The organism is Shinella sp. GW835-FHT14H05 (genome assembly GCF_058793575.1).
The window spans coordinates 631464-645594 of sequence record NZ_JBXAFY010000001.1 but is presented as its reverse complement, the minus strand read 5'-3'; the positions used below and the strand labels follow the sequence as shown (position 1 = coordinate 645594).

General features: G+C 62.1%; 11 protein-coding genes. 1 reads left to right on the top strand and 10 read right to left on the bottom strand.

Translation table 11 applies throughout. The features are described 5' to 3' along the window. Positions 1-229: 229 nt before the first annotated feature. Positions 230-538 (bottom strand): hypothetical protein, encoded by a 309-nt coding sequence (locus AC1Q6Z_RS03180; protein ID WP_492646706.1) that lies wholly within the window; start codon positions 536-538, stop codon positions 230-232. A gap of 187 nt (positions 539-725) precedes the next feature. Between AC1Q6Z_RS03180 and AC1Q6Z_RS03175 the strand changes: the two genes are divergently transcribed. After that, positions 726-1097: a hypothetical protein gene (locus AC1Q6Z_RS03175; protein WP_492646705.1), complete on the top strand. Its 372-nt coding sequence runs from the start codon at positions 726-728 to the stop codon at positions 1095-1097. 607 nt (positions 1098-1704) lie between these two features. Here AC1Q6Z_RS03175 and AC1Q6Z_RS03170 read toward each other — a convergent pair. The 9 genes from AC1Q6Z_RS03170 to AC1Q6Z_RS03130 all read right to left on the bottom strand — a co-directional run bounded on the left by AC1Q6Z_RS03170 (position 1705) and on the right by AC1Q6Z_RS03130 (position 14105). After that, positions 1705-2031 (bottom strand): hypothetical protein, encoded by a 327-nt coding sequence (locus tag AC1Q6Z_RS03170; protein WP_492646704.1) that lies wholly within the window; start codon positions 2029-2031, stop codon positions 1705-1707. A gap of 142 nt (positions 2032-2173) precedes the next feature. Then, positions 2174-2845, bottom strand: a complete 672-nt coding sequence (locus AC1Q6Z_RS03165; protein ID WP_492646703.1) for a hypothetical protein — start codon at positions 2843-2845, stop codon at positions 2174-2176. Further along, positions 2845-3168: a hypothetical protein gene (locus tag AC1Q6Z_RS03160; RefSeq protein ID WP_492646702.1), complete on the bottom strand. Its 324-nt coding sequence runs from the start codon at positions 3166-3168 to the stop codon at positions 2845-2847. The genes AC1Q6Z_RS03165 and AC1Q6Z_RS03160 overlap by 1 nt, the downstream gene beginning before the upstream one ends. Positions 3169-3172: 4 nt before the next feature. Next, positions 3173-5296: a hypothetical protein gene (locus tag AC1Q6Z_RS03155; RefSeq protein WP_492646701.1), complete on the bottom strand. Its 2124-nt coding sequence runs from the start codon at positions 5294-5296 to the stop codon at positions 3173-3175. After that, on the bottom strand, positions 5297-6157 hold the full coding sequence (locus AC1Q6Z_RS03150) for a hypothetical protein (RefSeq protein WP_492646700.1): 861 nt from the start codon (positions 6155-6157) through the stop codon (positions 5297-5299). A gap of 15 nt (positions 6158-6172) precedes the next feature. After that, entirely contained in the window at positions 6173-7531 is a 1359-nt protein-coding gene (locus tag AC1Q6Z_RS03145; protein WP_492646699.1) for a hypothetical protein, read from the bottom strand. Position 7532: 1 nt separating this feature from the next. Further along, entirely contained in the window at positions 7533-9074 is a 1542-nt protein-coding gene (locus AC1Q6Z_RS03140; protein WP_492646698.1) for a hypothetical protein, read from the bottom strand. 1 nt (position 9075) lies between these two features. Beyond that, positions 9076-9585 carry a hypothetical protein gene (locus tag AC1Q6Z_RS03135; protein WP_492646697.1) on the bottom strand — a complete coding sequence of 170 codons (510 nt, stop codon included), beginning with the start codon at positions 9583-9585 and terminating at the stop codon, positions 9076-9078. Next, complete coding sequence (locus AC1Q6Z_RS03130) at positions 9585-14105, bottom strand: phage tail length tape measure family protein (protein ID WP_492646696.1); 4521 nt, start codon at positions 14103-14105, stop codon at positions 9585-9587. Before AC1Q6Z_RS03130 ends, AC1Q6Z_RS03135 begins: the two co-directional genes overlap by 1 nt. Positions 14106-14131: the final 26 nt, after the last annotated feature.

Genomic DNA, 14131 nt, shown 5'->3' with positions numbered 1-14131 from the left:
TAGCCGTTGAGGCCGCCATTCCATTTCCGCGTGATGTTCTCGATATCGCCGCGGTCGGCGAGACGATTCAGGCTCTTGCCGTCCGGATTGCCGTTGTCCCAATACCAAATGGCCGAAAGGCCCTCCCACGGGTCGGTATTGACCTTCTCCGGGTTCGCCTCGAAATTCGGTGCGGCCGGGTTAATGGTCTTGGCCCACTTCGTATAGACGCGGTGATTGCGGCGGCCGGTTACTTGCCCTGGCCCGTGGCCGCGGAACTTCGACCCGTCGCCCTTCTGGACGTTGCCGAGATCCTTGCGCCCCTCGTAGCCCCTCTGTGCCTTTGTCGGACCCCAGACTTCGCGGTCGTAGATGAAGCCGCCGGACTATGCATGAGCTGCGCGAGGTATTGAACGGTGCGGTGCGGCTGGAGCAGGCCGAAGCGGTCGCCGTATTCGGTCAGGGCGTCGATGACGCTCAAGGCGTTGGTGTTCTGCGTTTTGTTGAAGGCACGGCCATAGGCGCGCTCCAGCAGCGCGAGCGAAAGCGTCGCGTTCATGGAATTTCCTTTCGAGTTGATAGTTGTCAAGGCGCCCCGCAGACAAAGGGGTGCACCGTCAGGGTGAATCGGACATACTCCGAAGGCGTCCGGCTAAGGGGACCACGCGGGACGTAGTCGAGGCCCGGTCGAGCTTTTCCAGGTGGCTCCCGGGTCTCGTTCAGCAGCGAATGAGGGGAATAAAACGATGATCGAACCGGAATGGGAGCTTAGCGAGGACCGGACAACGCTACGGATTACCTTCCCAACGCAGCCGCCAATTGCCTTGGAGCTGGATGCGGCCGGCGTCGACCAGTTCCTCGAAAGCCTAGGAACATTCCGGAATGTGATGATGCCGGGAATTCCCAATGGGATTCCAACGGGGCTTGTAAAGTCGGTGCCCGATCCACATTGGCATGTTGAACAGGATTCGCTTACAGGACGCGCAGCTCTTCATATTCGCGACACGAGGTATGGTTGGCTGCACTACCTCATACCTTCACCAGAAGCGCGCCACCTGAGCGCTCTGCTTGCTGGAATTGCGAACAAAAGCCCACTTCCCCCGAGAAGCATGAACTAGCCAATCCATGACGCGTCGACGGCGTTGGCGTAGCCCGCGTCGTCATGCCGCCCATCATGATGTCCTTTCGAGGGAGTGGCGCAGAAAATTCCACCGAAGTGATGGTTGCCAGTGTCGGAGAGCTCGCCTGCCGGGATATCAGGCTTCGGACATACTGCAGAGGCTTTCGGCCCTCAGACTATCCCCCACCGAAAGCAGTCGAGGCCCGGCGGTGTGCCCCATGCCGGGTCTCGGTTATCTAAAGGACGCTGCCAGATGCTTGAAATTTCTCCAGCCTCAGGCAAGTTTCGCATGGAAAGGCATACCGCCGGACGCTCTAGCGGATTCGGCAACCAGCGATGCATGAAGCACCTCGGAGGTTACCTATGGTCTATGAATGGGACCCTGCCCGCGCCGACCGCGCGCGGAAGATAAAACTTGCGTCGCACGTAGCGCTGACGATTTCGGTTTTCGCCATTCCTGCCGCCTTCATCCTGGCGACAATCGCAGCATAAGGCGTTTGCAAGGGTCCACTGCTGTGGCATGCTGAGTGACTGCCATCGCCCCGATTTTGGCAGTACTCTCCGGCCCGGCGAGCTTGAACACGGCTCGTCGGGTTTTTAATGCCTCAGTTCAAATAGATGACCCACGCGATGGCGTGGATGAGCGCCGGGCCGACCAAGTCGAGGATGTTTTTCCACCTGATCCACATAAGAAGCCATGCCCTCGGGGAGCCGGATGGAAGCTTCAGGCCGGTTTCGCAGTCGCGTTTTTCGCGGCCGATATACCAGGCGAACGCCAGCGCACTGCCGAGAAGGAAACCTTCAGCCGGCGTGTAGGACAGCCAGCCGATAGCGGTCAGTCCGGAGTACGCCGCCATGACGACTATGGAGATGACGAAGGCCTCCAGCGCATGGCCGACGATCGACCTGTCGAGTTTGAAGGTGCCAAGCATCAGCGCGTGTCCTGATTTTCGAGGATGGTTTGCAGCTCTCGCCATTGGCGATCCTCGCGGGAGGTGCAGGCGGTGGTGAGCAGGCAGCACAAGGCGACCGCGAGTATGCGGGTGGGCATAGGTGATCCTTTCTCTGGGGCGATTAGGTGACGAGCAGACCCACCGCCGTTTTCTGGGTGCTAGCGCTCGCCCACTCGACGAGCTTCTGGAGCGCATCGTCTTCCTTAACGTTCGGCTGTGCGAACAGTGCAGTCTTCGGCGTCGTCGCATTGCTGGCGATCAGGGTCATTCCGGCGACGGTCGGGATGGCCACGTTCGCAGCGACCATGGTTGGCATCAACAACAAACCGGGCTTCGATGCCTTGATGGTCGGCATCGTCACATTGGTGCCGGTCGTCACAGAGTCGTAGGTGATGTCATCCACCTGGATGCCGCTGACGTCGCCCCGCAGTGCCACGAGGAAGCCATAACGACCGTTGCTGGCGGATGTGGTGAATGAGTATGACGCCGGCGGCGATGCCGGGACGCGATTGGCAAAGACGTTTAGGGTGTTGATCCGGTTGTTTTGCGCGAAGATGCCCTTCCAGGTCAGCGGCAAGGCGTTGGGCGGATTGATGTTGATATTAACTGTCGCGCCGAAAATGATTGCCAGCAGCGTATCATGCTCGGCAGCGCCGGCCGGCAATGCCAGCGACAATGCCGTCGTCGAGGTTGCGGTCGCGTAGGTCGCGCCAACGACTGAAATCGGAACCTTCGGCTCCCCACCAGCCTTCGCGACGCTTTCGATCCCGGCGACCGATCGAACCCGCCTCATCACGCGACCTCGTCGTAATAGGTGATCGTGGCTTCGGCATCACCATTGGCGGAGCCATTCATTTGCAGCTTGTCGCCCCCCATGAGCGCAAAGGCGCCGACGGTGGCAGGCCGCGCGTCCTTCGGCTGCACGGTGAGCAAATAGACCAGCCGGGTGACTGCGTCGGCGTTGCTCGCATCGGTCCACTGCACGGTGACATCCACCGGCGCCGACCCGTCGACGTTCGATAGGTGGATCATCGTAATGTGACGCACGAAGCCGTCCGGCGCTTCGAAAACGTCCTGCATCGTCGTGGTGATGATAAATCCGATCGTGTTCGTCATGGGGTCAGTATCCTATCCAGATTGAAAATCGACGGGCGGCAGCAGCAACCGACGCCATGGCATCAGCAAGGGTGTCCGGCTGGACCGCGCTGTCAGCCAAGCCTCCCTGTTCGGCGTTGGCAAAATCACCCGTGGATGCCCCGGCTGCCGTGCCCAGCGTTGGGCGCCCCGACAGATCAGCGTATTGACCAGACGTTGCGACGACGGCCGGCGCGGCACCGGTCTTGACGAGCTTGCCGCTCGCGCCGTCGAACAGGACGAGCCCGCCATCCGTTGCGCCGTCAGGGCCGACGACGTCGCCAGCGCCTATGCCGTCCAGTCCCTTGTCACCCGACCGGGAGAACGCAAATGCGAAGACGTCGTCAGGCGAAAAGGCTCCGCTATGTCCGATGTAAGCCACCGGCACCTTGCGATAGCCCGTCTCGACGGTGACATTCCCTGTCACCCGGAACGACGCCTGAACGGACCGATCGCTCGCGCTCGTCAAAGTGATCTGTCCACGATTGTTCATCGTCGTGGAGTCATCCAGCGCATCCAAAAATGCTGCCTGGTCGGCGCCGGCGGCATCAGTCACCGAGACAAAGAGAACGGTAGTCGAGGCCGGGCTTGCATCGTTCATCCGAAAGACGCCAGCGCCGGGATTTGCGTCGGCCGTCGGGTCGTTGAAGGCATAGGGCCGGGCTGCGGCCTGCGCGGCAGCGGCATATTCCTCCGCGGAGATCACCGCGTCGATGTTTTCAGCAACGGAGTTCACATCCGCGATCGAGCTGGCGACGGTGTTAATGTTCGCCTCGTTGCCGGCCGCAAGGAAAACGTAGCCGGCGATGCCAGCCACTGTGCTGACATCCTCGTTGATGCCAGCCACCGTGTTGACAGCCCCGGCGATGCCGGCAACCGTCGCGATTTCATCGTCTGCTGCCGCGACGATTGCGATTGCCGCGTCCCGATTGGCGACGGTTCCGATGGCCGCATCGCGCGCAGCTACGGTGGAGACCTGTGCCTGGATGCCTGCCACTGTCGTCACGTCGTCGTCGATCGCCGCAACAGCAGACACCTGCGAGGCGATGCCGGCCACGGTTCCAATCGCGGCGTCTCGGTCTGCGACGATGCCGATGTCGGCGTCACGCGCCGCCACGATCGCAATATCTCCGTCGCGATCGGCCACTGTGCCGATATCCGCGTCGCGTGCGGCGACAGTGCTGACGGCCGCGGCGATGCCGCCAACGGTCGAGACGTCCTCGTCGATACCCGCGACCGTCGCCACACTGGCAGCGATGCCGGCAACCGTATCAATGTCGGCGTCGCGCGCGGCGACCGTCGTCACCTGCGCCTGGATGCTGGCGACGGTCGTCACATTCGAGCTTATCGCCGAGATCGCCTCGACGTCGGCGGCAATACCAGCAACGACACCGATCGCGATATCGCGGTCCGCGACCGTGGCGATATCCGTGTCGCGGGCGGAAACGATTACAATGTCGGCATCCCGGTCGGCGACCGTGCCGATATCGGCATCCCTGTTGGCAACGGTGCTCACGGCCGAGGAAATGGCGGCGACCGTCGACACGTCTTCGTCGATGCCGGCAACGGTGGAAACCGCCGTGGCAATTCCGGCGACCGTACCGATGGCGGCATCCCTGTCCGCGACAATACCGATGTCCGCGTCGCGGTTCGCAACCGTGCCGACGTCAGCATCGCGCGCGGCGACCGTCGTCACCTGAGTATGAATGCCGGCGACCGTCGTCACATGCGTGGACACTCCGGCCACAGTTGTGACGTTTGTGGAAATGCCGGCAACAGTCGTGATGTTGGAGGCAATCGCCGCCAGGGTCACAAGCTGCGCGGAAAGTGCGGCAAGCGTCACGATCTGGTCGTCAATCGCCGCAAGCGTGGTGATCTCGTCGACGATCGCCGTGAGGGCCTGGATCTCCGCGCTGATGTCGACGACCGGTGTCACGGTGGTGTCCAGCCAAACGCCGATCAGCGTCACGTCGGCGGTGAGCGCGTAGAGGTTGATGCGATGGCCGCCGTTGGAAAACCCGAGCGGATTGGTCGACGCGTTGTAATCCCCGTTGTTGTAGCCGCTGGACAGCCGGGTAAGCGCGGCCTGCACGTCTGTCGGAATTGCCATCTATATGATCTCCTCGATATTGAAGCCTGTGCCGACATGGCCGAAGAACGCCTGCGAAAGCGGGTCCATCTCTTGAACCGTGCCGAGAAACGACCGCTTCTGGATGTTGGCAGCATCGTCCGGATCAGGGATCACGAAGACCTCCCCGTCGAAGCCGACGCGCTGCATGAAGCGATAGGCCTCGCCATAGCCTTCGGTCTCCGGCAGGAGGTCGAGCGTGCAGCGGAACTGCCGGGGATTGATGCGCCGCCAGAACTGTTTCGATCCGGAGAGCGCCGAGCTCGACAGGGCGTTGTTGCGGAAACCAAGCCCATTGTTGGAAAACGAGTAATTGATGGACGGCGACCAGGCGGACGGCATGAACAAGCGGCCGATCTCGATGAAGCGGTCGGTATTGTACTGGTCGTCGATCTCGACCGACCACAGGCGCCCTTCGATCGGCCCGGGGAAGATATGGATCATCCAGATGCCGCGGTCGGGATCGTCGTAAGGCTCGATGCCGAGCCAGAAGAACGGGTCTTCCCATTCGCGATCGAGCGGCCCACCGCCAGAGCCTTCGAAGGGCTTGATCCAGTCGCTGTCATAGACGACGGTCGTGAAGCCGCCCTCGGCATAGGACCGGATACGATACTGGTACGCCGTCGTGACGTTCATCGGCCCCAGGGAAATCGCCCGAAAACTCTGCGTCGCCGGCAATGTGATCCGGAAGCGTGTGTCTTCCGGATCAGAGCTCGCCGAACGCGCGACCTTGCGCAAGCGCTGGTTTGCGAGGTTGGCGAGCGGCAGACCGGCCGTCCACTCCCCCCAGGAGAATGCAGCCGCGTCCGACTTCGGCTCATAGAGCAGAAGAAGTGTTCCCATCAAATGTCCTCGATTTCAGCCGCAGTGATAGATGCAGGCGACGCGTCGCCATTGGTCGGGATGGTCGAAGGTCACGTCCTCGCGAGCCTTGGCGACCGTGTAGGAGCACATGATCTTGTCGTCCTGCCGTTCCGCCTTGCCGCGCATGGAGGAAGCCACCAGAAGGTCGCCCCTTTTGATGTCTCCACCCCGGCCGCACGCGTTGATCTGGCCTTCGCCGAGCGAGTTCACGACCAGGAAGTCGTAACGCTTGGCAAGCTGCTGCATGACAAAGGTGGGCTCGCCAGAGGTCTCGTTTTCACTGCGAGGCAGCGCCGCAAACACCATGTAAGGGTCGAGATCCGAACGCCGGGACACAACGCCGAGCACCGCGGCTTGCTGGCATTCTTCGCTGACCGCGACTTCGGTCAACGTGTCGTCAATACTGCCCCTTGCGATAACTTTCACATCGAAGACGATGTCGCCGACGTTCACATCGGTGCCCTTCACGATCACGGCATCATGCTGACCTGTGAACGGTGCAAAGCCGCCGGCTTGCGAATAGAAGGCATAACCGCCGCTGGCGCTTGGCATGCCCACGTAGCCGTGGCCGCCGCCGGACTGCGCATTTCGCGCGCTCAATGCCCTGTTGCCGGCGCTCGTGCCCCCGGTCTGGATGACTTCGACGACGGCCGGATTGTTGCCGTTGCCCTGAAATCTGGCGGCAGGGCCGGTGCTGTTGTTCTGAAAAATCGACAGCGGTAGGCTTGGAATGCTCCAACTGACCGTTAGAGCCGTGTTGCCTGGGACCGCGCGCAGAACCATGGACGGCGTCAGTCCACCCGGCAGCAGCACCATTTGCGTGCCGCTCATCTCGATGCGCTCACCGGATGCGGCTGTCTTAATGACCGTGCCGGTGATCGTGCCGCCATTGATCGCGACGCCGTTGACGGTGCCAGCGTTGATGGTGCCGAGATTTGCCGAGATCGCCGAAAGATCGGTCACATTGATCTTGCTGGCGGTGATGGCATTTGGCTGTACTTGGTCGGGTCCGACCGAGCCAGCCGGCGGCACCTCGTCCCGCGTCGTGGCGGAGACACCGGCATTCGCCCCGGCCGGGAACCAGTCGCCAAGATTGCCGGATATGTCGCGCGGCCGGACCCAATAGAACCGGGTGACGTTCCGCGCCAGGCCGGTCCTTGCAATCTGCGTCCCGAAAACCTCTACAATCTTCGTCGCGGCCGCGCGGTTGTTCGTCGTGGCTTCCCAGACCTCAACCTTGTCCAGCCGAAGGTACGGAATGCAGCTCGCCTCCGTCACCGACCAGGTGACAACGGTCTGTCCTACGCCGCCGACCGCTGTGAGGCCGGAAAGCTGAATATCGCTGTCTGCCATCTCAGCCCCAAACCGTCAGCATTACGGTATAGTCTCGAAGGTTTTCCTCGCGCCCGATCACCACCATGTTGCGGCCGGCCTCATAGCCGAACCTCGGCTGGACAATCGTCACCGTTCGCCCGACGCGGTACGCATCTGCATCGAGGTGGTTCATGGAGAAAGTCAGGACGTCACGGCGCACGCCGTACAGGGCGAGCAGGCGCGCGGCTTCGACCACTGCGGCAGCCTGGTCGATGATCAGGGTTTGAATGCGCAATTCCGGCGCAAGCAGGTGCTTGGTCCGGACCGCTGCACTTTCCGCCTTTTCCTCGCGGATTTCCGCCGCCAGGAAGCCGCGTCGAACCATATCGACGCACCCGCCGAGCACAGCGTCATCCTGCACGGTCCAGTTCCGCGCATATTCGAGGATCACGCGCCATGCCGGCAGTCCGCCGTCCGTGTCGTCGGAAGCGATGATGCCGAGCGTTTCCTTCAGCATGTCGTCTTCATCGATGATGCCAACCGGCGCGCTTGGCGCCAGCAGCCGGCCGACCTCGAAAGCGCCCGTAGCGCTCGGCGCGATCCACCCACCGACGGACGCGAGCACGTCGCCCATGGCCGCAAGGCCGGTCGTTTGCCCGTCGATCCAGATGCCCACCTCAACTGGCGATGCCGCATCGAGCGCGGCGAAGCTCGCAGCATTCACGTCGGCCGGTCCGGATAGACCCATCTTCGCAAGCATCCGCTGCACGACCGCGCCGGGATACCGGGCCGCAACCGTCGCTCCCTCGGTGACATCCGCCGTGACGGCGAAGGCCGGCGCTCCACCAAGGCGGAAGAGGCCAAGGGCAAGACAGGTATCGAACCGTCCCGGCCGGATCGCCGCCGCCTGGAGCGCTGACAGGGTGGCATGGTTGACGCCAAAGGTGAGCGCGACCCCTCCGTCATAGACCGCGATTGCCGAAACCGCGCCGTCATGCACCTGGTAGATCAGGTTGAAGCTGTTGGCAGCCACGGGAGAGACATTCAAGCAGCGACCGAAACACAGCGGCTTGACGCTGTCCTTCAGGTCGAGATTGCCTTCTGCAGTAGGCCCGGCCGACGTCGTCGTGCCAGCATAGACGTTCTCCTGGAGCGGCTTGTCGAGCACCAGGCGCCGGTCATAAAAGCGCAGGCGAAGGCTCAGCCAGGCATTGTCGGCGTCGAGCCGCTGGATTGTCCCTCGCAGAACGACGACGGCGCTGGAAAACGGTGCGCTCCGATCGGCGAGCCGTTTCACGACAACCGTCCGGCCGTCAAAGCCATAGTCGATCCAGTCGTCGAGCTCGCCGTCGGCATTCGAAAGCAGGATCTCGCCATAGCTCACCTCTGAGCGACCCAGCGTTCGCGAAGGGCCGAAGAGATGCCGGACGAAACTGCCGGGGTCGGCGACGACGTCGAGGTAATTGGTGTTGGCGGGCGTGTCGGCCGGGCCGGTGTTGTAGCCGATGGTCGCTACACGCAACACCTCTTCGGCCCCGCCGGTGTAAGCCGCGATCTCGATCAGATACTCTGGAGCGTTCATGTCAGTCGATCTTGATCTGCACGGCGCCGGAGACGCGGACATCATCGGGCATGTCGACCCACCCGCCTGGAACGCTGGCGCGCACGAAACCAGTCACAGGCTCACCATCCAGGTACACGGTGGCCGTCTTGTTATTGGCCTTCAGCCAGTTGGCGACATGACCGCCGTACTCACCCAGGACGGTGGATAATTCAGCCAGTTCCAGCGGTGGCCGCACCACGGGAGCCGGCGGGGGCGCCTTCTGCACCGATTTCCGCCCCAGCACCTCGTCGGTATCGACGGCCGGCAGCGGCCACCAACCAGAGACCTCCTCGACGACCTCGAAATCGCCGGTGACATTGTCGCGCGCCGTCCAGACGCCGGTCTCGTTGCTGAACGTTCCCAGGTCCAGCCGCCGCCTCTGCACATAGTGAAAGGCGTCGTCATCAGCGAAGTCGAGCGCCCATTCGAGCCACAGGACAAGCACGACCGTTTCGTTCGGCGCGTCGGCGGGGGATCGCATGTCATCCATTATGCGGGCCTCCTGAGATCCTGTTTGCCGAACTTGCGGCCGACTTCTCTGGTCGCTTCAGCGCCACTGTTCACAGCGGCCGCGACGTGCTCGGCGCCGGCAGCAACCACCTTGCTCTGGCTTGTCTGCCCAGCGCGAAGCGCGGCCAACTCCGCCTTGACAGCGCGCAGTTCTGCAACCACCGCCGAGTTATCGTTGCTGGGCACCGTTCCCGTGCGGTTGACGTGCTCAAGGAAGGGCCTGGTCTCACCGGTGACGGACGTCGCCCGGATAATCTGCTCGCCGCCGGCAAGGGCGATATTGCCGCCGCCGGCATAGCGCGCGATCACGCTGTCCATATTGAACAGGCCGTTGCCCACAATCCCGCCTTGAGCGTAGGCGCCGACAATCCCGCCGAGCTGCATGCCGGATTTGGGCATGAGGCTCTTCAGGATCTCGGTATAGGCCCGCGCCAGCATGTCGTATTCCTTGCCGGACCCGGCCGACGCGAAGGCGCTCCAGACGCTGGCGATCTCGCTCGGCGCTACGTCAGTGCCGGCCTGCTTCTTGTAGGCCTGGAGCTGACCGTAAAAGTCCTTCAATGACTTCGACCAGTGCGTCGCCGGATCGAAACCCGAACCGTTGCCGCCTAGGCCGTCGAGCGCGGCCACCGCGGAGGTCAAGGCCGCAATGCCATCGGCGACGGAAAGGACGCTATCGTTGATATCGATCAGTTTCGAAACCTGCGCCTCAAGCGCAGAGAGCGACTTCTCCTCAAGGGATAGCTGGCCCTTGGCCGAGGAAAGCGCCTGATCAAGGATGGCTTCCACCTGCTCGAAGATGGCGAAATACTGCTCGCTGGAGGCGTAATAGGCGCGCGCCTCGGTCAGGTACTGCCGCGAAACGTCCTCAAGCTCGCCCATGGCGGCCTCGTCGCCGGCAAGCGCCTTCGTCGAAATCTCCTGGAACCGCTTCTGCGCCTCGATCAGCTTATCCGAAGGCGAAAGGGGCGAAAGCTGATTATCCAGTCGCAACGACGCCTTGAAGTCCTCGATGCTGGAAATGAAGCTCTCCAGGCGGCCGATCGTCGCCTCTATCGCGCGAGCCTCTTCGTCGTAGGCCGCACGCAGGTCCGCCTTGGCACGATCGACCGCCGCTTGAGCTTCTGCGACCCCGCCTGTTGGCGAGATACCTTTGAGGATCGATGCCAAATCGGGGAAAAGTTTGGCGAGATATTCGAGGTCCTTGCCAGAAAGCCCAGCTTCGGTGGAAATCTTCTTCAGCGCCAGGGTCAGCTCGGTGAAGGCCATGGAAGTGTCAAGGCCAAGCGCCTTACTTTCCTTCAGCCTCTGCTCGTAAAGCTTCATGGCGTCAGTGACGTCGTTGATGTAGCCGGCGCCGGAAAGTTCATTGAGCGAGCGCGATAGGTCTTTGACGTAGTCTTCGGTCAGTTCCTTCAGCGCTTCGGTCAGGTCCTCCTCGATTGCGTCCGCGGCCTCGTCGGCGGTCATGCCGAGCTTTTCAAGCGTGGTCTGGAGCCCGGCCGCCGTGCCTTCAAGGGTCTGAATTTTCAGCTCGATCGCCGTAAACTCTTCGGCACCGGTCAACTGGCGCCGCGCCAACTCCTGCGCGGCCTCCTGCGCTTCCTTGATGGACTTCTGCAGTTCCTTTTCCTTGTCGATCCGGTCCTTGATCTGGTCGCCCGTCAGGATGTTGCCGAGGTCGTCGAATACGACGCCCAGGTCTTCCATCTTCTTCTTGAGAGCATCGACCGAGTCGTACGCCGCGATTTCGCTGGTGTCCTTGCCGGTTCCGGTCGTGAGGATGGCATTGATATCGAGCTTCTTCAGCTCGCCCTTGTAGCGCTCGACCGCGATGCGGTATTCCGACGAAATGGGATCGTAATAGCGCTTCTGGTCGTCCTGCACCGTCTTGAAGACGCTGCCGGTCATGGAATTGTCCGTCGCGGCCTTCGTAAGCTTCGCCTTCTCGATGTCCCCGCCCGTTTCGGCAAAGAACTTCGCATCTTCGACGAAGCCGACAAGCGCATCCTGAAGCCCGATCACCTCTTGCTGCGCCTGCACGAACGCGCTGTCCATGCCGTGGCCGCTCTTCATGGCCTTGATCACGCCGTCGAGGCCGTTGCGCCAGTCCTTGACCAGGAAGTCGAAGAAATTCTGCGACGCCTCGTTGAGCTCTTTCACGAGCGCGCTGTCACCGGCCTTGGACGCAAGCTTCCGGGCCTTGGAAATCTCGTCGGACATCTGGCGCCAGGCGCTTTCGTAGTCGCCGCTCGACGTGCCGTTCGCGCTATCGATCAGTTCGCGGATGGCGCCCATGTTGTTTTCAAGTTCGCCCTGCGCCTGCTTCCGCTCCTGCCGCTTCTGCCGGCTCTTGCCGAAGATGCCACCGAGGAAACCGAGCACCGCGCCGCCGATCAGGCCGACCGGCCCCGCAATGCCGGCGAGCGCCGGGAACGCCGAGCCGATGGAGCCAGCGGCACCGAAGCCCGACAGGGCGCCACCAAGCGCGCCGGTGAGCGGCGATCCGGAAGACGCACCCATACCGAATGCGCCGAGGCCGGCGCCCATAACGGCACCCTTCGGACCCTTGAAGAGATCGCCGAGCGCACCAAGGCCGGAGAGCGTGCCGGTTGCCGAGCCGCTGAACGCGCCGTCGCGCGCCCCCACCTCGACGGCCTTCCGCATCCCTGCCCATTTGTCATTGTCATTGGCCGGCGCCGCGCCGCTCGAACCTGAGAAGAGACCGTCGAAAGCCCGCTCCAGATTTGCAGCACCAAGGCGTGCGAACCCATCGATTACGCCGTCGAGGAATTCGTCCAGGTCTTCCATCGGCTGGCTGAAGAGGTCGGACAGGACCGAGCCGAGCGTGTCCTGGAGGTCCTTCGCCATTTCCTCCGAAGCGTTCTTGGTGTCCTTTTCGAGTTCACGGACGCCGAGCCGAGCCGCCTCGAACTGATCGGCGATACGCATTTCCACTGCCAGCCGTTGCACATCGGTGAGTTTTTCACCGTATTTATCAAGGGCGGCAGTCAGTTCCTCCGCCTCTTTCTTCGCATATTGGCCAGGGAACAGTTTTTCGGCCAGGCGGTCAGCCGTCCGCACAAAGCTGTCGAACTCGCGCTGTGCTTCCCGCGCTGCGCGCCCCGCTCCTTTTGTGTTTTTTGCAGCCTCCGCCAGGCGCTCGACTGCATTCTTGCCCGCCTGACCGCCGATGGTCTCCATTAGCTTGCCGGCGTAGTCGCTGCGCGCAATTTCGGCGACGGTTTTCTGGTATTCGACCGCACGGTCCTGCAAGTTCTCCAGCGCGTCGGCTCCACCGATCTCAAGCGTCACGCCGTCCAGATTTTCCGGTATCCAGTTGCCAGCATCCCAACCGAGCTTTTCGCGAAGCGCCTCCCCGCCGTTCCGGTCGATGAACCCGTTCATGGCTTCAGCAATGCCGCGGAGCGCGTTCAGAACTTCGTTGACCATCCAAACGATTGCTTTCACAAAGCCATTTGCCGCCTCTTGGCCGGCATAGATGAAGAGGTCCGGAATGGACGAGATATGGAATTTGACGCTCTCGTAAGCGAAGGTGACGCCCTGCACCATCGAGTTGAACGCCTCGCCAGAGCCGTCCCTAATGGCGTCCCATGCATCTTCAGCCTCCGGTGCGATGGCACGTATTGCCGGCCGCAGCTCCTCTTCGATCTGGTCGATTAGAACCTGCCATGTAGCCTTCGCCACGTCACCGAAAGTGACCTGCACCTTCGCCGTCTCGTTGATTTCATCTTGGAAGCCCTTGATGACAAGTGCAGCGGCAGCGGCGGCGACGCCAATGGGCGCGAACCGCTTCGCAATACCGCCGAGGATCGCTGCGGTGTCCTGCAATGCGGCGTTGACCCCACCCTGCCCAGCATAGAGCTGCAAGATTTGCGGACCCTGCTGCATCAGGATCATTGCCGGGTTCATGCCGAGCGCGCCGGTCTGGGCTATGTCGAAAATCTGATAGCCAAGGTTCCCACGGCGATGATTGTCATTCGCCGCGCCAAGTCGTCGTGTCGCCACAGCAGCGGTGTCTGTAGCGACCGCAACCGAGTTGATCGCGGCGGCCGCTCGTGTGGCGTCAGTCGTCATCTCTGCGAGCTGCTGCGCGTGTCGAGCCTCCATCATGCCGAGGCGGCGCAGCGCTTCTTCCTGGGTCGTGTATCCGAACGCAACAGCATTGGCCGCCGCAACGGCAGCTTTTTCAGCATCCCGGCGTAGCCTGATTTCTAGCCCGACCGCGCGGTCAATTGATCCAGACCAAGCTTCATAGGCGCGCTGCTCTTTCGAAATGCGATCGACTCGTTGCGTGGTGATCGCAAGTCCCTTTTCTTGCGCTGCCGTAACCTTTGCGATGGCCGCTTGATACCGATCGATCGCGCCCGTCGACTTCTGGGTCGCAACTGCGGCGCCTTCCATGCCATCTTCGAACTGGCCCAGAACGCGAAGCGCTCCCGAACCGTCGACGATGAGTTCCGTCACGACTTGCGTCATCGAACTTACCTTTCAACTCTGCATGG